At 78.4% G+C, this 24,589-nt stretch carries 2 protein-coding genes (1 of these 2 only partly in view); both read left to right on the top strand.

Going from position 1 to position 24,589, the window contains the following annotated elements:
* Positions 1 to 11,394 carry an SDR family NAD(P)-dependent oxidoreductase gene (locus tag HOY81_RS15740; RefSeq protein WP_272892868.1) on the top strand — a complete coding sequence of 3,798 codons (11,394 nt, stop codon included), beginning with the start codon at positions 1 to 3 and terminating at the stop codon, positions 11,392 to 11,394.
* A protein-coding gene (locus HOY81_RS15745; RefSeq protein ID WP_237321041.1) for an SDR family NAD(P)-dependent oxidoreductase crosses the window boundary here: on the top strand, positions 11,391 to 24,589 show its 5' portion. 2,572 nt of this gene lie beyond the right edge of the window; 13,199 of the gene's 15,771 nt are visible here — the first part of the coding sequence; it begins with the start codon at positions 11,391 to 11,393; its stop codon lies off the right edge, out of view. The genes HOY81_RS15740 and HOY81_RS15745 overlap by 4 nt, the downstream gene beginning before the upstream one ends.

A 24,589-nucleotide genomic window follows, 5' to 3' on the forward strand; every position in this document is an offset into this window, starting at 1 on the left:
ATGTCCGAGATCCTCCGGTCCCCCGGCGCGGAGCCCGCGCTCCGCGCACTGAGCGGCCGCCGCTTCGCGACCCGCGTGACCGCGCAGGACGCCGCGGTGCGCGACCACCTGGTGCACGAGACCCCCGTGCTCCCCGGCGTCTTCCATCTCGACCTGGTGCTGCGCCTGGTGCGCTCGCTCGGCGTCGACCCGGCCGGGGTGGAGCTGCGGCGCTGCGTGTTCATCCGGCCGCTGATCGCCGTGGGCTCCCTCGACCGGCAGCTCAGGGTCACCGTGGGCGAGCCCGGTGCCCGCGGCGGCCTTCCGGTGACGGTACGCAGCCGGCCGCTGGTCGACGGCGAGGTCGTCGACGAGGAGTGGCAGACCAACTTCCAGGCGGAGATCCACGCCGCCCCGCCGTGGCAGCCGGAGCCGGTGCCACCGGAGCGGCTGACGGCCGCCTCCGGCCCCGGCTCGCTGGACGCCGACGACCTGTACGGGCTTGCGCGTCAACTGGACATCCGGCACGGCCCGTTCATGAAGGTGCAGGGCCGGGTGGGCGCGGGTGCGGACTTCTCCGTCGCCGACGTCTCCCTCGACCCCAGCGCCGCCGAGCAGCTCGGCCACTTCTTCGTGCACCCGGTGTTCATGGACTTCTCGGTGCTGGTGCCGTTCCTCCAGTTCCCGGCGGAGGTGCGGCGCGGCGTGGTGCAGCCGTTCATCCCGATCTACGTGGACTCCTTCCGGGCCCGCCGGCCGCTGGAGGCCCGCACCCTGGTGCACGCCCCGCGGATGGACAGCCTGCGGCTGGACGACAGCACCCAGGCGGTCGTCGCCGACATCGACCTCTGCACACCGGACGGCGAGGTGGCGGTACGGCTGAGCGGCTACCGGGCGAAACGGGTCCGCTCGACGGAGGACATCCGGAAGCATGCCGAGGAGGGACGCCGGGCGGCCGCCCGGGGCGCCCCGGCGCAGGCCCCAGCCGCCGCTCCGGCCCCGGCGGCGCCGCCCGCGCAGGGCGCGGGCACCGGCTCGGGGGAACCGGGGAGCCCCGCCGGGTACCCCGGGGACACCGGAGCCGCGGAGAGCCCGGGAAGTCCCGGGAACGCCGGCGCCATGGCCGCGCTGGTCACCGACGCCGTCACCCGCCAACTCGGGGACGACACCGCGACCCCCGACCCCGACCAGGGCTTCTACGAACTCGGCCTCACCTCCGTCGACCTCCTCACCATCGCCGGACACCTCGAAACCGCACTGAACACCGACCTCTACCCCACCCTCCTCTTCGAACACCCCACCATCACCGCCCTCGCCACCCACCTCACCGACGAAGGACACACCCCACCCACCGACCCCACCGCACCGGCCACCCGCCGGACCACACCGGAACCCACGACGGTCGCCGGGGACCACCACGGGCACCCCGGGGCCCCGGGGTCTCCCGGGGACACCGGGAACGCCGGCGCCATGGCCGCGCTGGTCACCGACGCCGTCACCCGCCAACTCGGGGACGACACCGCGACCCCCGACCCCGACCAGGGCTTCTACGAACTCGGCCTCACCTCCGTCGACCTCCTCACCATCGCCGGACACCTCGAAACCGCACTGAACACCGACCTCTACCCCACCCTCCTCTTCGAACACCCCACCATCACCGCCCTCGCCACCCACCTCACCGACGAAGGACACACCCCACCCACCGACCCCACCGCACCGGCCACCCGCCGGACCACACCGGAGCCCGCGGCCCCGCAGAGCGCGGTGCCCGGCCCCGCCGCCGCGCCGGCGCCCGCCCCGTCCCCGGCCACCGGCGACGCGTCCCCCGGCCCCGACCCGTTCGACGGCCCCGTCGCGATCGTCGGCGTCGCCGGCCGCTACCCCGGCGCCCCCGACCCGGACGCCCTCTGGGAGGTGCTGCGGGAGGGCCGGGACTGCCTGACCGAGGTCCCGGCCGACCGCTGGGACGTGGACCAGTGGTACGACCCCGAGCCCGGCACCCCCGGGCGCACCTACCTGCGGCGCGGCGGCTTCCTCCCCGAGGTGGACCGGTTCGACGCGCTCTTCTTCACCGTCCCGCCGCAGCAGGCGAAGCTGATGGACCCGCACGAGCGGCAGTTCCTGGAGGTCGCGTGGTCGGCGCTGGAGGACGCCGGCTACACGCCCGAGTCGCTGAACGCGGCGGCCGGCGGCCGGGTCGGCGTCTTCGCCGGTTCCATGTGGGCCGACTACCACCTGCACGGCCTGGAGAACGTGCGGGACGGCGGCGGGGAGGTGGCGCTGAGCTGGCTCGGCGGCATCCCCAACCGGGTCTCGCACGCCTTCGACTTCCGCGGCCCCAGCGAACTGGTCGACACCGCCTGCTCCTCCTCGCTCACCGCCCTGCACCAGGCCTGCGTCTCGCTCCGGCGCGGCGAGTGCCGGGCGGCGCTGGTCGGCGGGGCCAGCCTGTCCCTGCACCCGTACAAGTACGTGCGGTCCGCCGCCAACGGGCTGCTCTCCCGGGACGGCACCAGCCGGCCCTTCGGGCAGGGCGCCTCGGGCTATGTGCCGTCCGACGGGGTGGGTGCGCTGCTCGTCCGTCCGCTGGCCGACGCGGAGGCGGACGGCGACCGCATCCTCGCGGTCGTACGGGGCTCCGCGGTCGGGCACACCGGCCGCACCAGCGGCTACACCGTCACCAGCCCGGACGCCCAGAGCCGGGTGGTGGAGGAGGCCCTGGAGAGCTCCGGGGTGCCGGCCGGGACCGTCACCCTGCTGGAGGCGCACGGCGCCGCCACCGCGCTGGGCGACCGGATGGAACTGGACGCCCTGAACCGCACCTTCCGCCGGCACACCGACCGGGAGGGCTTCTGCGCGGCCGGTTCGGTGAAGGCCAACATCGGGCACACCGAGGCCGCGGCCGGCCTCGCCTCGCTCACCAAGGTGCTGCTGTGCATGCGGCACCGCACGCTGGTGCCCGCCCTGCCGGGCTCGGCGCCCGACCCGGACCTGCCGCTGGCGGGCTCCCCGTTCCGGCTGCCGGAGCGGGCCGAGCCGTGGACGCCGGTGACGGACCCGGAGACCGGCGCGCCCGCCCCGCTGCGGGCGGCGGTCAGCTCCTTCGGCTTCGGCGGCGCCAACGCCCATGTGGTGCTGGAGGAGTACCCGGCGCCGCCGGCGGCCCCCGGCGACGACGGCACCCCTCGGGTGGTGGCGCTCTCCGCCCGTACGGAGGACCAACTGGTGCGGCGGGCCGCCGATCTGCGGGACGCGCTGCGGAACGCGCCCGCGGACCGGCCGCTGCGGCTGGCCGACGTGGCGCACACGCTGGCGACCGGACGCCGGCACCTCGCCGAGCGGCTGGCCCTGGTGGCCTCCTCGACCGGCGCACTCGCGGCGGCGCTCGACGCCTTCGCCACCGGGGGCACGCCCGCCGTGCCCGCCTTCCTGGGCACGGTGCGGCGCCGGCCCGGGGACACGGGCGGTGAGCCGGCCGGCCCGGCGCGTACGGACGCCGAGGGCCGGGCCGAGGGGTGGGCGCGGGGCACCGTGACCGCCCTGGAGCCGGTGCCCGGCGGGCGGAGGATCGCCCTGCCCACCTACCCGTTCGGCGGGGAGCGGCACCGGGTCTCCCCGTCCGCGGCCCCGCACCCGGCCCCCCGGCCGGCACCGGCCGCGGCCCCCGCGCCTCCGGCCGCCGCGCAGCCCCCGGCCACCGGGGAACCGCCCTCCGCCGGGGGGCCCGCCGGGCCCCGCGAGGCCGGACAGGCGCCGGAGCCGGCGCCCGTCCCCGTCGCCGACCTGGAGCGGGTGATGCTCTACGAACCGGGCTGGACCGCCCGGCACGCCCCCGCCCCCGCCGGAAGCCTCGCCGAGGGGCCGGTGCTGGTGCTGGACACCTCCGAGGAGAGGTTCGCGGCCCTGCGGGCCCGCACCGCCGCCGTGCTGGTGACGCCCGGCGACGGCTTCGCCCGTCTCGCGGAGGACCGTTTCACCGTCCGGCCCGCGTCCGGCGAGGACTTCGTACGGCTGCGGAAGGCGCTGGAGCAGGACGGCCGGGTGCCGGGCGCCGTGCTGCACCTGTGGCACCTGGACGGCACCGACCCGGGCGGCCGGCCCGACCCGGACACCGGGCTGCTCTCCGTCTATCTCCTCTGCCAGTCCTGGGCGGTCGGGCGCCGCGCGCCGCTGCCGGTCGTGCACGCCTACCACGCGCCGTCCGAGAGCCCGCCCGAGGCCGCCGTCGGCGGCCTCGCCCGCGGGCTGCGCCTGGAGCAGCCCAAACTGCCGCTGACCACCGTCCGGTTCGCGGCGCCGCCGCGGGACCCCGCCCGTACGGCGGAGGCGCTGCTCGCCGAGGCCGCCGCGGGGGACCTGGAGGTCCGCCGCACCGCCGCAGGCGAGCGCGAGGTGCGCGGCTTCGCACCGGTGCGCCCGGCGGTCTCCGGGGTCCCGCTGGCCCGGCCGGGCGGCACCTATCTGGTGACCGGCGGCGCGGGCGGCATCGCCCGCCATGTGGTCCGCCGGATGGCGCGTGCCGCGCGGCCGGACATCGTGCTGTGCGGGCGCTCCCCCGAGGGCGACGCCCACCGCGAGCTGCTGGCGGAGCTGACCGCCCTGGGCTGCCGGGCGGCGTATCTGCGGGCCGACGTCACCCGGGAGGACGAGGTGCGGCGGCTGGTGTCCGCCTGCACCGAGCGCTTCGGCCCGCTGACCGGCGTGATCCACACGGCGGGCGTCGTGGAGGACGGCCTGCTGATCAACAAGAAGCCGGAGTCGGTGCGCCGGGTGCTGGCGCCCAAGCTGGCAGGCGCCCGCAACCTCGACCTCGCGACGGCCGGGGAGCCGCTCGACTACCTGGTGCTCTTCTCCTCCACCTCCTCGGTGCTCGGGAGCATCGGCACCACCGACTACACCGCCGCCAACGCCTATCTGGACGCCTACTCCGCCCACCGCGCGGAGCTGGTGCGGCGCGGCGAGCGGCACGGCCGCAGCGTGACCCTCAACTGGCCGCTCTGGGACGAGGGCGGAATGCGGATCAACCCGGCCGTGGAGGACAAGGTGCTGCGCAGCACCGGGCTGGTGCCGCTGGCGACCGCGCACGGGCTGGCCGCCCTGGAGGCCGGTCTCGCCCATGACGGGCCGCAGCTCGCGGTCTTCGAGGGCGACCGGGAGAAGGTCGAGGAGCTGCTCGGGACGATCCTGCCCGCACGGACACCGGCCGCACCGCGGCCCGCGGCCACCGCCGGGGACGCGGGCACGGCCGTACCGGACGCACCGGGGACCGCTGCGCCGGGGCCGGACCCGGCCGGTGCCCGTACCGGACCGGCCCCGGACGAGGACGCCCTGCGGGCCGCCCTGGAGGAGATGATCGCGGAGACGGTGGAGGGTCTGCTGCCGCACACCGCCGGACTCCGCGAGGAGCTGCTCACCTGGACCTTCATGGAGCTGGGCCTCGGTTCCGTGGACGTGGTGACGCTCGGCTCGCGGCTCGGCGCCGTCCTCGGGATCGAGGTGGTGCCCACGCTCTTCTTCCGCTGCACCCGGGTGCCCGAACTCGCCGCGCACTTCGCCGCCGAGCACCCCGGGGCGGTGGCCCGCTGGCACGCCGCGCTCGCGGGCGGCCCGGAGCGGTCCGCGGCGCCTGCGCCGGCCCCCGGCGACACGGGCGGCACCGGCGGCACCGCCGCCGCCCCGACCACGGCCACGCGCCCCGGCCCGCCGCTCCCGGAGGGGGACTCCACCCGGGACATCGCCGTCATCGGCCTGGCCGGGCGGTTCCCGGGCGCCCCGAGCGCCGAGGCGCTCTGGCAGGCCCTGCTCGACGGCCGCGACCTGGTGCGGGAGGTCCCCGCCGACCGCTGGGACCACGCGCAGCACCACGACCCGGAGGGCGGCGCCGGCACCACCGAGTGCCCGGCGGGCGGCTTCCTGGACGACGTCCGCTCCTTCGACGCGGCCTTCTTCGGGGTGCCGCGCGCCGAGGCGGAGGCGATGGACCCGCAGCTCCGGCTGCTGCTGGAGGTGCTCTACGAGGCCGGTGAGGACGCCGCCGTGCTGCCCGCGCTGCGCGGCTCGGACACCGGCGTCTTCGTCGGCCAGTGCTTCCGCGACTACGAGGGGGAGATGATCGCCCGGGGCCGCAGGTCCGGGCCCTACGACGCGACCGGCATCGCCACCACCATGGCGGCCAACCGGCCCTCGTACTGGTTCGATCTCTCCGGACCCAGCCTCACCGTCGACACGGCGTGCTCGTCCTCGCTGCACGCGGTGCAGCTCGCGGTGGAGTCGCTGCGCCGCGGCGAGTGCTCCATGGCCTTCGCGGCGGGCGCCAACCTGATGCTCTCCCCGCGCCACTACCTGGCGCTCTCCGCCACCGGGGCGCTCTCGCCCAGCGGCCGCTGCCACGCCTTCGACGCGGCGGCGGACGGCTACGTGCCGGCCGAGGCGGTGGCCGCGGTGCTGCTCAAGCCGCTGGACCGGGCGCTGGCCGACGGCGACCCGGTGCGCGCCGTGCTCAAGGGCGTCGCCACCGGGCACGGCGGGCACGCCGGGGCGGTGACCGCGCCCAGCCCGCAGCGGCAGACCGCGCTGATCGAACGGGCCTGGCGGGACGCCGGGGTGCCGGCCCACACCATGGGCTGCCTGGAGGCGCACGGCACCGGCACCGCGCTCGGCGACCCCATCGAGGTGGAGGGGGTGCGCGGCGCCCTGAGCGGGCGGCCGCAGGACGCCCCGCCGGTGGTGCTGGGCACCGCCAAGGCCCACCTCGGGCACGCCGAGGGCGCGGCGGGCGTGGTCGGCATCGTGAAGGCGGTGCTCTCCATGGAGCACGGCACCGTCCCGGCGATGCCCGGCTTCACCGATCCCAACCCGTACTGTGCCCTGGACGACGGCCCGCTGACGGTGCCGCGGGCCCCCGTGCCGTGGCCGGACCGGCCCGGAGTGCCGCGCCGGGCCGGGGTCAGCTCCTTCGGCTTCGGCGGCGCCAACGCCCACGTGGTGCTGGAACAGGCGCCGCCGCGGCCCGCCCGCCCGGAGGCCGCGGGGTCGGACGGCGACGCGCTGGTGGTGCCGTTCTCCGCGCCCACCGCCGGGCAGCTCACGGAACTGCTGCGCCGGCACCGCGCGGCCCTGCCCCGGCACCGGGACCTGGCCGCCGTGGCCGCCACCCTGCAACGGGGACGCGAGACGCTGCGGGAGCGGGCCGCGGCGGTGGCCCGCACCGTGCCGGAGTTGCTGAGCGCGCTGGACGCGCTGCTCGCCGCGCCGCTCGTCCCCGGGGCCGTGGAGGCGGCGCCGGACGCACCGGAGCCGGTGGTGGCCACCGCCCGGGAGTGGGCCGGCGGGGCCACCGTGGACTGGGACGGCGCGCCCGGGGGCACCCGGGCGCCCCGGGCCGGCCTCCCCGGGCTGCCCTTCGCCGGCGAGCGGTTCTGGCTGCGCGAGGCGGACGGGCCGGCCCCCTCGGGGGCCGGTCCGGCGGGCACCGCCCCGGCCGTCGCCGACGGGCCGTTGGCCGGTCCCGCGGACCGGGAGCGGCCCGCCGTGCCGGCGGCCCCGACCGACGCCGCCCACGCCTTCCTGGCCGAGACCTCCTACGACGCGGCCGCGATACGCCGCGGCCTGGAGCGGCTCGGCGCCGTCGGCGCCCGGCTGGCCGCGCTCGCCGTACGGGAACACCTCGGCACCCGGGAACCGCTGACCGCCGGGCAGGTGCGGGCGGCGCTCACCCCGGTGGAGCCGTACGAGCGCTATCTCGCCCGGCTGGCGGACGTGGTGGCGGCGGCGCCCCGCCCGCTGCCGGACCCGCGTGCCGAGCGGGAACTGCTCGGCCGGGAGTTGGACGACATCGTCACCGACCACCCGGAACTCGCGGCGCACACGGCGCTGGCGCGGACCGTGATCCCGCACATCCCCGCCGTGGTGACCGGCCGCACCCGGGCCCTCGACCTCTACTTCGGCGGCGAGGCCGGCGAACTGCTGGGCCGCATCTACGGCGGCAACGCGATCGCGGACCACTACAACGCACTGGTCGCCCGGCTCGCCGACGCCTGCATCGCCGACCGGCTCGCCGACCGTCCGGACCGTCCGGTGCGGCTGCTGGAGGTGGGCGCCGGGACCGGCGGCACCACCCGGCCGGTGCTGGACCGGATCGGGCGGCACGGGGAACGGGTCGAGTACACCTTCACCGACATCTCGGCCGCGTACTTCCGGCAGGCGCGGGCCCGGTTCGCCGAGGCCGGCCCGCGGATGGTCTTCACCCCCTTCGACCTGGAACGGGACCCGGCCGGGCAGGGTCTGGACGCGGGCGCGTACGACCTGGTGGTGGCCTCGAACGTCGTGCACGCGACCGCGGACGTCGAGGTCTCCGTACGGAATCTGCGCCGGCTGCTGACCGGGGGCGGCCTGCTGCTGCTGAACGAGGTCACCTCCAACATCGACTACGCCTTCCTGCTCTTCGGGATGATCCCGAGCTGGTGGATGTGCCGGGACGCCGAACGCCTGCCCGGCAGCCCGCTGCTGGGGCCGGACCGCTGGCAGGCGGTGCTGGCCCGCACCGGCTTCGGCGACAGCCGGGTGCACGCCCACGACAACGGGGTGCCCAGCGAGGACGACCAGTGCGTGCTGGTGGCCCGGGCGGACGCCGCCGCGCCCGCAACCACGCCCGCAGCGGCGCCCGCAGCCGGGGCGGTGCCGCCGGCGGAGTCCGCGCCGGTTGCGGAAGCCCCGGCGGCACCGGAGACGGCGCCCGGGACGGATCCGGACGCCGCCGTACGGGCCCATCTGCGGGAGCTGGTCGCCGAGTTCCTGGCGGTGCCCGCGGACACCGTGGACGACGCGACGCCGTTCAGCGGGCTCGGCATCGACTCGCTCGGCACCATCGAGCTGGTCCGTCAACTGGAGGAGGACTTCGGCAAGCTGCCCAAGGTGCTGCTCTACGAGGCGGGCACCGTCACCGAACTCGCCCGCGAACTGGCCGACCGCTCCCCCGGGGTGTGCGCCCGCCTCGCCCGGGAGGCCGCGCCCGCGGACGCCGGGGCGAAGGGTGCCGGCCCGACCGGCACCGGGCACCCCGGTGCCCCGGCCGCCGCGACCGCGGAGCGCGCCGGTGGGGCCGGTCCACGGGACACCGCGCCCGGCGACGCCGGGACCGCGGCCGTTCCCGTAGCGGACGCCGGGCCCCGCGACGCCGGGAAGACCGGCACCCCGCCGGAGCGGAGTGCGGCCCCCGCCGCCGCTCCGCAGACCGCGTCCGCCGGCCCGGCGGCCACCGGGCCGCTCACGGAGGACCCGCTCGGCCGCGCAGGCGAGACCGCGCTGCACGACCCCGCGGCACCCGGAGCACCGGACCGCACGGCGGCGGACTCCGCGCCCCGCGACACCGTGGCGCCCGCACCCGCCGGCCCGGCACCGGACCCGGTGGCCCTGGTGGGGATGGCGGTCCGGCTGCCCGGCGCCCGCACCACGGAGGCGCTGTGGCGCAATCTGCTGGCCGGCACCGACCACGTCACCGAGATCCCGTCCGACCGCTGGGACTGGCGCCCCCTCTTCGGCGACCCGCACCGCGAGGAGGGGCGGACCAACAGCCGGTGGGGCGCGTTCGTGGACGGCGTCACCGAGTTCGACGCCGGCTTCTTCGGCGTCTCCCCGCGCGAGGCCGAGGTGATGGACCCGCAGCAGCGGCTGATGCTGGAGACCGCCTGGCACGCGGTGGAGGACGCCGGGCACGCCCCGTCCTCGCTGCACGGCAGCCGCACCGGCGTCTTCGTCGGGGCCACCTCGCACGACTACACCGCCCACCTCGCCCGCGTCGGCCGCTACCGCGAGGCGTACGCCGTCAGCGGCAACGCCAAGACGGTGCTGGCCAACCGGATCTCGTACGAGCTGGGCCTGCACGGCCCCAGCGAGGCCCTGGACACCGCCTGTTCGAGCTCGCTGACCGCGCTGCACCGGGCGGTGCAGGCCCTCCGGGACGACGAGTGCGACACCGCGCTGGTCGGCGGCGTGCATCTGCTGCTGGCCCCGGACATGTTCGTCGCCCTGGGCCAGATGGGGGCGCTCTCGCCGGACGGCAGGTGCCACGCGTTCGACCGCGCCGCCAACGGGTTCGTCCGCGGTGAGGGCGTCGTCGCGGTGTGGCTCAAGCCGCTCTCCCGCGCCCTCGCGGACGGCGACACCGTGTACGCACTGGTGCGCGGCAGCGGCGTGAACCACGGCGGCCACGCCCAGTCCCTCCCCGTGCCCAACCCGGCGGCGCAGGCGGCGCTCGTCGCCGACGTGCTGCGCCGCTCGGGCACCGACCCGCGCACCGTCGGCTACGTCGAGGCGCACGGCACCGGCACCGAGGTCGGCGACCCGATCGAGCTGCGCGGCCTGCGCAAGGCGTTCGCCGAGCGCACCGGGGTGCCGGAGGACCGGGCGGTGGACGCGTGGTGCCGGGTCGGCTCGCTCAAGTCCAACATGGGGCACCTGGAGGCGGCAGCCGGCCTCGCCGGGCTGGCGAAGGCGGTGCTGGCGCTGCGGCACGGCACGGTGCCGCCCAGCATCCACGTACGGGAGCCCAACCCGCTGCTGGACCTGGACGGCAGCCCCTTCCGGATCGCGGACCGCGCGGTGGACTGGCCGGCCCCCGTGGACGAGCGGGGCGCGCGGCTGCCGCGCCGGGCGGCCGTCAGCTCGATGGGTTTCGGCGGCTCCAACGCCCATGTGGTGCTGGAGGAGTACCCGGCGCACGCGCCCGCGGAGGCGGCGGATACCGCGGAGGCGGGGCCCGAGGAGCTGTTCGTGCTGAGCGCCCGCAGCGCCGACCGGCTGGACGCCGCGGCCGGGGAACTCGCCGCCCGGCTGGCGGACCGGCCCGCCGCCACGGCCGCCGAGGTGGCGCACACCCTGCGCACCGGGCGGGACCCGCTGGAGTGGCGGCTGGCCGTGGTGGCCCGGAGCCTTCCGGAGCTGGTCGCGGCGCTCCGCGCCCGGCTGTCCGGGCGTCCCGCGCCGGGCCTGGTCACCGGCCGGGACGGCGGGCCGGGAACGGAGCGGCCCGCGGAGGACCTGCCCGGACTGGCCCGCCAGTGGGCCGAGGGGCGCGTCCCGCACGAGGCGCTCGCGGTCCTCTCCCGGCCCGGCGTACGGCGCACCGCGCTGCCCGGCTATCCGTTCCGCCCCGACCGCTGGTGGGCGGCGGCCGAGCCGGGCGTGCCCGGGGACGAGGTGGCCGGTGCCCCCGGTGCGGAGCCGGCCCGCGAGGAGCCGGACGGGCCGCCGGAGGCGCCCGGCGCGCCGGCGGACGGGGACGGGCCCGGCGAGGCGGCAGCCGACGAGGCGAGCGCCGAACTGGTCGCGCTGCTCGACGCCCTCGGCCGGGGCGAGTTGTCCGTGGACGAAGTGGACCTGCGACTGGTCCGGAACGACGACGGGATGGACCGATGAACGCGAACACCGAAACCCTGCGCCGGCTGATACTGGAGCGGGTCCGCAGCGGACGGCTGGACACCGCGGTGGCGGCCCGGCTGCTCGCGGCCCGCAACGGCACGGCCGCCGACCGCGCCTGCACCCTCGTCGGCTACGAGCCGGTGTGGGAGGAGGCCGGCGGGCCGGGCTCTCCCGCCGGAACCGCCCTGCCCGCCGGGGAGGTGCTGCTCGTCGAGGACGGCACCGCCGGTCCCGCGGAGCGCGGCGACGGCCCCGGGGACGGGCTCTCCGGGCCCCGGGACGCCGGTCCCGGGGACGTCCCGCTCCGCCACGTCCGGGTGGGCCGCGACGTCGGCGGGGACACCGCGGCCTGGACGGCCCTGCTCGACGAGTTGCGCACGGCCGGGCGGCTGCCCCGCGGCCTGGTCTTCGCGCTGCCCGCCGGGCGGATCACGCCGGAGCGCGCCGTCGAGCTGGTGCTTCCCGCGCTCCAGGCGGTCATCGCCGCCCGCGACCCCGGGCCGCTGCCCGTGGCCTTCCTGGTCACCGGGGCCGACGGCGCCGGACTCGGCGCGGCGCTGGGCGCGTTCGCCCAGGTCGTCGCCGACGAGGACCGGCGGCTGGCCGCGGTGTCCGTCCGGGTGGACGACCGGTGGCCGGGGCCCGGCACGCCCTTCGCCCGCGCCCTGGCCGAACTGGGCGGCGCCCGGCCGGGCCTGGCCGAGGTGCGGTACGGCGCGGAGGGGCGCCGGGTGCGGGTGCTGCGCCGCTGCGGCGCCGGAGACACCACCGGGCCGGCCGGAACGGCCACCGGCGCGGACACCGCACCGGACGGCGCCGGGGACGCACCCGAGGGGGACGCGGTCTTCCGTCCCGGGGGCCGCTACCTGCTCACCGGCGGCGGCAAGGGCATCGGGCGGCGGCTCGCGGCCGTGCTGGCCCGCGAGTACCGGGCACGCCTGGTGCTCACCGGGCGCTCCGCGCCCGACGCGGAGCTCGTCGCCGAGCTGCGCCGCCTGGAGGAGGCCGGGGCCCGGGTCCGGTACGTACGCGGCGACGTGACCCGGTACGCGGACGTGGCGGAGGCGGTGGCGACCGCCGAGCAGGACTACGGCGGCCTGGACGGCGTACTGCACTGCGCCGGGCTGAACGAGGACGCCTACGTGGTCAACAAGGACCCGGCCTCGGCCCGCCGGGTGCTCGCGGTCAAGCTCACCGGCGCCGCCCACCTGGACCGTGCCACGGCCGGGCGACGGCTGGACTTCCTGGCGCTGTTCTCCTCCACCTCGGCGTGGTCCGGCGCCGCCGGGCAGGCGGACTACGCCGCGGCCAACCGCGGCCTGGGCGCGCTGGCCGCCGCACGGGCGGAACGGGTGGCCGAGGGGACCCGGCACGGCGCGTCGGTCTCCGTGGCCTGGCCGCTCTGGGCCGAGGGCGGCATGGAGATCGCCCCGGAGACCCGGCAGGTGCTGGAGGAGATGCAGGGCATGGTGGCCATGCCCACCCCGGTCGGGTTCCGGGCGCTGCGCGGGGCGATCGCCGCCGGGCGGCCGGAGACCGTGGTGGTGTACGGCCGGGAGGCGCGGATCGAACGCTGGGTGAGCGGGTTGTCCGCGACCGCGGCGCCGGCTCCCGGGACCGGTCACCCGGCACCGGACGCGGCGCCCGCTCACGGGCCCGCGTCCGCCGGGGAGCCCGCCGAGGGGCCCGGAGGCCCGTCCGGTGAGGGGCTGACGGCCGCGGCACAGGAGTGGCTGCTCGACCTGGTGCGCCGGACGGCCCGGCTGCCCGCGGGGCGCCTCCGCGCGGACCAGGAGTTCGCCACCTTCGGCATCGACTCCATCCTGATCAAGAAGCTCACCGCCGCCCTGGAGGACCGGCTGGGCGAGCTGCCGGTGACGCTCTTCTTCGAGAACCGGACGGTCGGTGAACTCGCCGGCTATCTCGCCGCCCACCGCCCCGCCGAGCTGCGCGCCGCGCTCCCCGCGCCCGGGCCGGCGCCGGACGGCGCCGGTCCCCCGCCCTCTCCGGGGACCGGCGACGCCGCCGAGGACGCCACCGCGCCGCACGGCGCGGTGCCGGGCGGTCCCGCCCGCGCGGCGGACGCTTCCCGCGGCCCGGACACCGGCGACACCACGGGCGTCCCCGCATCCGGCGACGGCGACCGCCGGCCGGCCGGTGCGCCGGTTGCGGACTCCGGCCGGCGCGGGCAGGCAGCCGGCCTCCCGTCCGGGGCCGGAACCGGCGACCAGGCGGCAGCCGGCGACGGCGGTGCGGACACCGCCGGGTCCGCCGCGGCGGACCCGGCTCCGGCCGCGGCCGGCAGCGGACCCGCCGCCGCACCGGACGTGGGCACCGCAGCGGCGCGGGACACCGCACCCGGCACGCCCGGAGGCCCGGAGGGCACCGGGGAAGACCTCGGGGACGCCGTGGCGATCGTCGGCCTGGGGTGCCGCTACCCCGGCGGCGCCGACCTGGCGGAGTTCTGGGACTCCCTCTCCACTGGCGCCGACCTGATCCGGGAGATCCCCGCCGACCGCTGGGACAACAGCCGCTACCGGGCCGCCGAGCGCGGCGCCCCCGGCGCCGTCACCGCGGGCTGGGGCGGCTTCCTGGACGACGTGGCCCGCTTCGATCCGCTCTTCTTCTCCATCGCGCCCAGCGAGGCCCCCCGGCTGGACCCCAACGAGCGCATCTTCCTGGAGGTCGCCTGGTCGGCGCTGGAGCACGCCGGGTACTCCCGGCAACTGCTGCACGAACGCACCCGTACCGCCGAGGGGACGCACTCGGTCGGCGTCTACGTCGGCGTCACCGGCTCGCAGTACGGGCTGGTGGGCGCCGAGCAGTGGGGCCGCGGTAACCGGGTCTTCGCGCACTCCATGGACTACTCCCTCGCCAACCGGCTGAGTTACGTCCTGGACGTGCACGGCCCCAGCATGGTGCTGGACACCGCCTGCTCCGGCTCGCTGACCGCCCTGCACCTGGCGTGCCGCGGCCTGCTGTCCGGGGAGACCCGGATGGCCCTCGCGGGCGGCGTGAACGTCAACCTGCACCCCCTGAAGTACGCCACCCTCACCGACATGCGGCTGCTGGCCTCGGACGGCCGGTGCCGCGCCTTCGGCGCCGGCGGCGACGGCTTCGTGCCGGGCGAGGGGGCGGGCGCCCTGGTGCTCAAGCGGCTGGCGGACGCGCTCGCGGACGGCGACCGGGTCCACGCCGTGATCCGCGGCACCGCGATCAACCACGGCGGCCGCAGCAACGGCTACACCGTCCCCACCCCCCGCGCCCAGGGCGCCGTGGTCGCCGAGGCGCTGCGCCGGGGCCGGGTGGACCCGCGGTCCGTCTCCTACGTCGAGGCGCACGGGACCGGCACCGCCCTCGGCGACCCCGTCGAACTGGAGGGCCTGACCCGCGCCTTCCGCGCCGGGACGGAGGACCGGGGCTTCTGCGCCATCGGCTCGGTCAAGTCCAACATCGGGCACCTGGAGGCGGCGGCCGGGGTGTGCGGGGTGACCAAGGTGGTGCTCCAGTTCGCCCACCGCACCCTGGTGCCCACCCTCCACTCCGAGCCCGTCAACCCGAAGCTGCACCTGGAGTCCACCCCGTTCCGGCCGCAGCGCACCACGGAGCCGTGGGAGTCCCCGGAGGGGGTGCCGCGGCGGGCCGCCGTGAGCTCCTTCGGGGCCGGCGGCGCCAACGGCCATGTGGTGCTGGAGGAATGGCACGAGCCGGAGCCGGACCGGGCGTCCGCCGCGCCGGACACCCGGGAGCGGGCGTATCCGGTCTGTGTCTCCGCCCGTACGCCGGAGCAGCTCCGGAAGGTCGCCGAGCGGCTGGCGGCCGCCCTGGAACGGCGGGACGGGAGCCCGGCGCTGCGGGACGTCGCCTGGACGCTGCTCGCCGGGCGGGACGCCTGGGACCACCGGCTGGCGGTGGCCGCGTCCTCCGTGGACGAGCTGTGCCGGGCGCTCCGCGCCCACCTCGGCGGCGCGGACGGGACCGGCGTCCACACCGGGCGGGCCGGCGCCGCGGAGCCGCCCGGGACGCCCGGCGGCGCGGACGCCGGCGCGTGGGCCGCGGCCTGGGCGGCCGGGGCGTCCCTGGACCCGGCGGAGGTCTTCGGGGACGGGCCGCGGCCGCGCCCGGTGCCGCTCCCGGCCTACCCGTTCGGCGGCAGGCGCTACTGGGTGCCGCTGGCCGCCGAGGACGCCGCGCCGGGCGCCGGGCGCCCGGAACCGGCCGGGGCGTCCCGTACGGAGGACAGCCGGCCGGAACCGGCCCCGCACTCCGCGGTGCTGCGCCGCACCGACGCCGTGCTCGCCGACCACCGGGTGCGGGACCGCGCCGTGGTGGCCGGGGTGGTGCAGCTCGCGCTGGTCCGCGCGGCCCTCGCGCCGGACGCCCCCGACGCACCGGTGGTGCTGGAAGGGGTGCGGTGGCGCGTGCCGCTGGAGGCGCACGACGACGCCCTGGAGACCGAGGTGACGCTCACCGAGGGGGCGGAGCCGGGCGGCGTGGAGTACGCGGTACGGGAACGCTCCACCGGCACCGTCCACTCCACCGGTACCGCTCACCCCGGGGCACCGGAGGAGACGCCGGAGCCGCTGGACGTGGCCGCGCTGCGGGACCGCTGCCCGCGGGCCGTGCCGGGCGACGCGGTGTACGCGGCGGCGGAGGCCGCGGGGCTGCGGTACGGGCCGCTCTTCCGCGGGCTGCGGACGCTGCGCCGGGGCGACGGGGAGGCGCTGGCCGAACTGGAGCGCCCCGAGACCGGCGCCCCGGAGTGGGCCGTCGAGGCCGCGATGACGGACAGCGCGCTGCACGCCGTGCAGGGCGTGCTGCCGGAGGGCGGCACCGGCACGGCGCTCCCCGCCTCGGTGGAGCGGATCGCGGTGCACGGCCCGGCCCGCGCCGCCCGGCACGCCCATGTCGCGCTGCGGGCCCTGGACTCGGCGCGCGGCACCGCGCGGGCCGATGTGACGCTGGCGGCGGAGGACGGGCGGGTGCTGGTGCGGTTCGAGAACCTGCGCATCGCCCGGCCCGCCGGCGCGCGTCCCGGCGCCGCGCCCGGTGCCGGGACGGACACCGCCGGCACCGCGGACACCGCGGCGCGTCCGGCCACCGCCACCGTCCCGGACGCCGCCACCGTCCCGGACGTCACCGCGGACGCCACCGCGGACGCCACCGCGGGCCGGGCGCCCGGCGGCGACGGCCCGGTGCCGCTGCACCGGGCGGTGTGGCGGCCGGAGCCGCCCGCGGGTCCCGCGGATGACGACGGCCGGCCGGTGCTGGTGCTGACCACCGCGCACGACCACGGTCTCGGCGCCGCCCTGGCCGCACGCCACCGCGCGGCCGGCTCGGCGGTGCGGGTGACGCACCTCGCCGACGTACCGCGCGGTGCGCAGGGCTTCGCGGCGGAGCTGGCGGCCGCCGGGGACCCGGGCACCGTCTGGTATCTGGGCGGCGTCGAGGACCGGCGCTACTCCGCGGACGACCTGGACCAGCTCGACGACGCCCTGGACGACGGTCCGGTGGGCCTCTTCCATCTGCTGAAGGCGCTGGACGGCGCAGGCGGGACGAGGTCCGGGGAGGCCCGGGGCCCGGCGCGGCTGCACGTGGTCACCTCCGGGGTGCAGCAGACCGACGAGGCCGTGGCCGCCTGCCACCCCTTCGGCGGCGGGCTGCCGGGCCTGGTCGCCGCGGCCTCGCGGGAACGCGGCCGCCCGGGTCTGAGCTGCGTGGACGTGGCGCGGGACGACCTGGTGCGGGCCGCCGCGACCGGCCTGTGGGAACCCCTGCTGGACCTGCTGACGGCCGAGCCCGCCGCCCGCCCGGCACACCCGGCCGCGATCGCGGACGGCGTCCGCTACGCCCGGCACCTGGAGCGGGTGTTCCTGCCCGCGCCGGCCGGGGACGGGGACGCCACCGCCGGGGACGGAGCGCGGCCCGCACCGGTCTTCCGGCAGGGCGGCCGGTACCTGATAGCGGGCGGCGCCGGCGGCCTGGGCGCCGTGGTCGCCGGGCACCTGGCCCGGCGGTACGACGCCCGGGTGCTGCTGCTCGGCCGCCGCGCCCCGGAGCGGCTGCCGGAGCGGGTCGCCGCGCTGCCGGCGGAGTTCCCCGGGCAGGTCCGCTACCTCGCCGCGGACGTCGCCGACGAGACCGCGCTCCGGGACGCGGTGCACGCCGTGCGCCGGGAGTGGGGCGGCCTGGACGGCGTGTTCCAGTCGGCCTTCGTGCTGGACGACCGCACGCTGTCCCGGATGGACGAGGAGACCCTGCGGGCCTCCTTCGCGCCCAAGGCCCGCGGCACCGTCCTGCTGCACCGGGTGCTGGCGGACGAACCGCTGGACTTCTTCGCCCTCTTCTCCTCCGCCATCTCCCACAACGGCAACGCGGGACAGGCCAACTACGCCGCCGCCTCCACCCTCCAGGACGCCTACGGACGCTTCCTGGCGGCCCGGCTGCACCGGCCCGTGCGGGTGCTCAACTGGGGCCTGTGGGGCGAGAGCGGCTCGGTGGCGACCGAGGACTACCGGGCGCAGGTCACCCGCCGGCTGGGCGTGGCGCCGCTCAGCGACGCGGACGGCCTGGACGCCCTGCACCGGGTGCTCGCCGGGCCGCTGGTGCAGGTGGCCCCGGTGCGCCTGGCCGGCCCGGACGCAGCGGACACCACGGAGCCCGTACGCCCGCTGCCGGAGCGTCCCGCGGACGAGGGCGCCGCCGTGGCCGCCGCGGCCCGTGCCGCGCACGCCCGCACGGCGGAGGGCGCCACCGCCCTGCCCGGCCGGGACTTCTTCGGCGCCCTGGAGCCGTACGCCCGGCTGCTGCTCCGCGACGCGCTGCTGGCGCACGGCGGCTGGCCGCAGCCGGGCACCCGGGTCGCCCGGGACGAACTGGCCGCCCGGCTCGGCGTGCTCCCTGCCCAGCGGCGCCTGCTGGACGCGGCGCTCTTCGCGCTGGAGCGCGGCGGGCACCTGACGTCCGGCCCGGACGGCGCGCTGAGCGTGCCGCAGGGCGAGCCCGCGGTGCCGGACCCGGCCGCCGCCGAGGCGCTGCGCGCCCGGCTGGTCGCGGAGCACCCGCACGCCGGGAGCCTCACCGAGCTGCTGCGCGCCTGCACCGAGGCGCTGCCGGAGGTGCTCTGCGGCCGGCGCACCGGCCTCTCGGTGCTCTTCCCCGGCGGCTCCGACCACCGGCTCGCGCCGCTCTACCACGACGACCCGCGCTCCGGGCACTTCAACGCGGTCTGCGCGGCGGCCGTCTCGGCGTACGCCGGGCGGCGGCTGGCGGACGGCGCCGGGCACCTGGACCTGCTGGAGATCGGCGCGGGCACCGGCGGCACCAGCCGCCCGGTGCTGGAGGCGCTGCGGCCGCTCGGCGACCGCTTCGACTACGCCTTCACCGACCTCTCCCCCGGCCTGGTCCGCAAGGCCCGGCAGCGCTTCGGCGACGAGCACCCCCGGGCGGGCTTCTCCGTGCTGGACATCGCCGGGGACCCGGCCGCCCAGGGCTTCACGGAGGGCTCCTACGACGTGGTGCTGGCCGCGAACGTGCTGCACGCCACGCCGGACGTGTCGCGCACGGTGCGGGCGGCGGCCCGGATGCTCCGGCCCGGCGGGCTGCTGCTGGTCAACGAGGGCACCCGGGTGCTGGACGCCGTCACCGTCATCTTCGGCCTCACCGAGGGCTGGTGGGCGTACGACGACGCGGCGCTGCGGCAGCCGCACTCGCCGCTGCTCACCCCGGGCGGCTGGCGGGCGGTGCTGCTCGGCTCCGGCCTCCGGGGCGTCCGCGCGGTGGGGGCGCCCGGCGCCGACGACGCGGCCGCCGGGCAGCACGTGGTGCTCGCCGAGCGGGACGGCTGGCCGGTGCCCGCGGGCACCGTGCCGGTCGGTGCGGAGTGCGCCACGGCCGTGCCCACCGCGGACGCCGCCGGTCCGGCCCCCGCGGCCGTCCCCGCCGGGGACGCCGGGGACGGCACCGGCGACGGTGCGCACGGCAGCGGTGCGGCGGAACGGCGGTCGCGGCTGGCGACGCTGGCCACCGGCTACCTGACGGGCGTGTTCTGCGACGTCCTCAAGCTGGACCGGGACGAGCTGGACCCGGACGCCCCGCTCGCCTCCTACGGCACGGACTCGCTGGTCGGCATGGAGGCCATGGACCGCATCGAGGCGGACCTGGGGCCGGTGCCGCGCACCGTGCCGTTCGAGAGCACCTCGGTGACCGGGGTGGTCGAGGCGCTGCTGGACTCCGCGGCCGAGCCCCTCGCCCGCCTGCTCGGCGACGCCCCGGCCACCACCCCGGCCCGCGGCCCCCGCGCCGACGCGGGGACGACCGCGGCGCCGGAGCACGCCCCGGCCGGGGCGGCCCCGGACGCCGGGACGCCTGCCCTCCCGCCGCCCGCGGGCGCCTCGTCCGAGGCTGCGGTCCGCACCGCCGGGACGGGCGCCGTTCCGGTCCCGGGGGCCGGGGCGGCGGAGCCCTCGCCGGCCGGGAGTCGTCCGGCCGTTCCGGCGGCTCCCGCCGGGGACGTCTCCCGGAACACCGTCGCGGCACCGGCGGCGGCTCCCCCACCCGCTGCGGCGACGGGGGCCGGGGCGCAGACGGCTCCCGGCGCGGGCGCCGCCGGGGCGGTCTCCGGCCCGGCCGGGGCGGCCCCGGACGCCCTCGCGGGCGGTACGGCGGCGGCCCCCGGGGCGGCCGGCTCCTCCGGGAACGACGAACCGGTGGCGATCACCGGCCTGTCCGGCCGCTTCCCCGGCGCCGGGACGGTGGACGCCCTCTGGGACCACCTCCGCGCCGGCCGGCGCGCGGTCACCGAGATCCCGCCGGAGCGCTGGGACCCCTCCGGCACGGCCCGCGAGGGCCGCTGGGGCGCCTTCCTCCCGGACGTGGAGGCGTTCGACCCGCTGCTGTTCCGGATGTCCCCGCGCGAGGCGGAACGCACCGACCCGCAGGAGCGGCTGGTGCTGGAGGCGGTGTGGACCGCCCTGGAGGACGCCGGGCTCACCCGGCGCGCCCTGGAGGAGTCCTCCCACCGCGCCGCCCGCTCCGGGGTGGGGGTCTTCGTCGGCCTCATGCACAGCCCCTACCAGGTGCTCGCCGCGGAACTGCGGGCCTCCGGCTCGGACGCCCAGGCGTACTCGGCACACTGGTCGGCGGCGAACCGGGTCTCCTACACCTTCGGCTTCACCGGCCCCAGCCTGGCGGTGGACACCGCCTGCTCCTCCGCGCTGACCGCCCTGCACCTGGCGGCGGAGAGCATCCGGCGCGGCGAGTGCGGCGCGGCCGTGGTGAGCGGGGTCAACCTGCTCCTTGAGCCCTCCCACCACGCCGCCCTCGCGGCCGGCCGGATGCTCTCCCCGGACGGCCGCAGCCGCGCCTTCGCGCAGGACGCGGCGGGCATGGTGCCCGGCGAGGGCGTCGGCGCGGTGGTGCTGCGGCCGCTCTCCGAGGCCCTGCGGGACGGCGACCGGGTGCACGGGGTGATCCTCGGCTCGGCGGTGAACGCCAACGGGGCCACCGAGAGCATGGTGACCCCGAGCACCGACGCCCAGGAGCGGCTGCTGCGGCGGGCGCTGGAGCGCGCCGGGGTGGAGCCCGGCGCGGTGCAGTACGTCGAGGCGCAGGCCACCGGGTCCGCGCTGGCCGATCCGGTGGAGGCGGCGGCGCTGGCGCGGGTCTTCGGCGCGGCGGGCGGTCCCGGCTGCCGGGTGGGCTCGGTCAAGCCGGCGCTCGGCCATCTGGAGGCCGCCTCCGGGATGGCGCAGCTCGCGAAGGTGCTGCTCCAGCTCCGGCACGGCGAACTCGCCCCCACCCTGGACTGCGCACAGCCGCTGGAGCCGTTCGACGGGCGCCGGCTCGCCCTGGTGCGGGACGCGGCCCCCTGGCCCGGCGGGGACCTGCCGCCCGCCCGGCGCGTCGCGGCGCTCAGCTCCTTCGGGGCCGGGGGCGCCAACGCGCACGTGGTGGTGGGCGGTCCGCCCGAGGCGGCCGGCGGCGGGCGTCGCGAGCGGCCGCGCCTGGTACTCCTCTCCGCCCGCAGGCCGCAGCAGTTGCGGGAGCACGCGACGCGACTGCGCGACCATCTGGCGCGGCTCGGCGACGAGGCCCCGCACCTGGCGGACGTGGCCCGCACCCTGGCCGCCGGCCGGGAGCCGCTGGCAGAGCGCCTCGCCCTAGTGGCGGGGGACGTACCGGAGCTGGTCCGGCTGCTGGACGGACACCTCGGGAGCGCCGGGAGCACCCCCGGACCGGGCGCCCCGGTGCACACCGGCCGGGCCTCCGGCACGGCGGAGGACGTCCCGGCCGTCGCACTCGCCCCGGACGCGGACCCGTCCGCGCTCTCCGAGGCCGCGGCCGCCTGGGTGCGCGGGGCGGAACTGCACGGCGACGGGGGGCCGCTGGGCCTCGGCGACGGCCGGGTGGTCTCGCTGCCCGGCTACCCGTTCGCCCGCACCGTGCACCGGCTGCCGTCCGTCACCCCGCCCGCCGACGCGCCGGCCGGCACCGAGGCCGGCGGCCGGCGGAGCCACCCGGCCGTGACGACAGGGCCTCCCGTACGGGCCACCGCCGAACCCGGCGGCAACGGACCCGCCGAAGCCCCCGTCGACGGACCCGTCGGCGCCGGAACGGCGCCCCCCGGGCCCCCGGGCCCCGCCTCCTCCGGCACCGAGCCGCCCGCCCCCGGGGGAACGCCGGTGTCCGGCCACCCCGTACCTCCGGCCGCCGCAGAGCCGCGGCCGCCGGCCCCCGACCCGCACCCGCAGCCCTCCGAACGCAGGGAGAACGACGTGTCACAGACCATCGGCCCGCCGACACCGGAGGCCAGGGAACGCATCCGGGCGACCGTGGTGGACGCCGTCGCCGGCGTGCTGCACGTACAGCCCGAGGACATCGGCCTGGACGAGCACCTCAGCGACTTCGGCTTCGACTCCGTCACCGTGATCGAGCTCGCCGACCGCATCCGCGCGGCGCTCGGCACCGAGCTGAACCCGGCGGAGATGTACGGCTTCCGCAACGTGGCCGCGCTGGTGGAGGCGCTCGCCCGGCAGAAGGGCGCGACGGCGGAGACGCCCGCCCCGCCGGCTGCCGCCCCGGCGGCCGCGGAACGGCAGCCGGCCCCGGAACCGGCGACCCCCGCCGCTCCCTCCGGCACGGCACCGGACGCCGGCGCTGCGGCCGCCCCTACGGAACCCGCGGCCCCGGAGCCGGCACCGGTCCCCGCGCCCGGTCCGGCACCCGGGCCCCCCGGCCACACCGCCGGGGAACCGGTCGCCGTGGTCGGCATGGCCGGCGCCTTCCCCGGGTCGCCCGATCTGGAGACGTACTGGTCCCATCTGGTGTCCGGCCGCGAACTGACCGGCGAGATCCCCGCGGAGCGCTTCGACTGGCGGGAGATCCACGGCGACCCGAAGAGCGACCCCGACCGGGTGCCCTCCCGCTGGGGCGGCTTCCTGGAGGGCGTCGACCTCTTCGACCCGGAGTTCTTCCGGATCTCCCCGCGCGAGGCCCGGCTGATGGACCCGCAGCACCGGCTCTTCCTGGAGACGGTGTGGCACGCCGTCGAGGACGCGGGGCACGACCCGACGGCCCTGGCGGGCACGGACACCGGCGTGTTCGTCGGGTGCGGCTCCACGGAGTACGCCACCCTGCTGCTGGAGTCCGGGGTCGAGATCGACGGGCAGCTCGCCACCGGCAACGCGCACAGCATCCTCGCCAACCGGGTCTCCTACCTGCTCGATCTGCGCGGGCCCAGCGAGCCGGTGGACACCGCCTGCTCCAGCAGCCTCGTCGCCGTGCACCGGGCGGTCCGCGCCCTGCAGGACGGTGAGTGCTCGGCCGCACTGGCCGGCGGCGTCAACCTGACGCTGACGCCGACCGGTTATCTCGCCTTCGGCAAGTCGGGGATGCTCGCCGCGGACGGCCGCTGCAAGGCCTTCGACCACCGCGCGGACGGCTACGTCCGCGGCGAGGGCGTCGGCGCTGTCCTGCTGAAGCCGCTCTCCGCGGCCCTGCGGGACGGCGACACCGTGCACGCCCTGATCCGCGGCTCGGCGCTCAACCACGGCGGCCGGGCGGCCTCGCTGACCGCCCCCAACTCCGCCTCCCAGGCCGCCGTGGTCGCCGCGGCGCACCGGCGGGGCGGCACCCGGGCCGAGCACGTCGGTTATGTCGAGGCGCACGGCACCGGTACGGCGCTGGGCGACCCGGTGGAGATCAACGGGCTGCGCGAGGCCTTCCGGGACCTGGGCGTGCCGGAGGACCGCCGGCAGTACGCCGGCATCGGCAGCGTGAAGAGCAACGTCGGCCACCTGGAGACCGCGGCGGGCATCGCCGGGATGCTCAAGGTCATCCTGGCCATGCGGCACCGGATGCTGCCGCCGACGCTCCATGTCGAACGGCCCAACCCGCTGCTGGAGCTGGCCGACAGCCCCTTCCACCTGGTGGACACCGCCCGCCCGTGGGACCGGCCGGTCGCCGGCGACGGCCGGGAGCTGCCGCGGCTGGCCGGCGTCAGCTCCTTCGGCTTCGGCGGCGTGAACGCCCATGTGGTGCTGGAGGAGTACGTCGAGCCGCAGCCCGCGGCCGCCCCCGCGGGCGGCCCGGAGCTGTTCGTGCTGAGCGCCCGTACGGACGCGGCGCTGGCGGAGTACGCGCGGCGGCTCGCCGGTCATCTGGACCGCACCGCGCGGAGCGGCGGCGCCACGGCGCCGCCTCCGGACGGGCTGGCGCACACGCTGCGGACCGGTCGCCCGGCGCGGGAGCGGCGGCTGGCCGTGGTCGCCGGCTCGACGGCCGGACTGGCCGCGGCCCTGCGGGCGTTCGCGGACGGGGAACCGGCACCGGCCGGGCTGCACACCACCCCGGAGACCGCGGACCGTGCGGCCGCCGGGCTGCTGGACGAGGACGACCGGGCCCGGGTGCTCCAGCTCGCCCGGGAGGGCGACCTGCACAAGGTGGCGGCGCTGTGGGTGCGCGGCGCGGACGTCGACTGGCACGAGCTGTACCGGGACGGGGGCAGCACAGCGCCGCGGCGGGTCACGGGGCTGCCGGGCTATCCGTTCGCCCGCGAGCGGCACTGGCTGCCCGCCCCGGCCACGACCGCGGCCCGGACGGCGCCCCCCGGCCGGCCGGGCGCCCGGGTGACGCCGACCGCCCAGGCCCCGGCGGCCCCGCTGCCGGCTCCGGCCCCGCAGGCCCCCGCACC

This window comes from Streptomyces sp. JJ36 (assembly GCF_021696945.1).
Classification (GTDB): domain Bacteria; phylum Actinomycetota; class Actinomycetes; order Streptomycetales; family Streptomycetaceae; genus Streptomyces.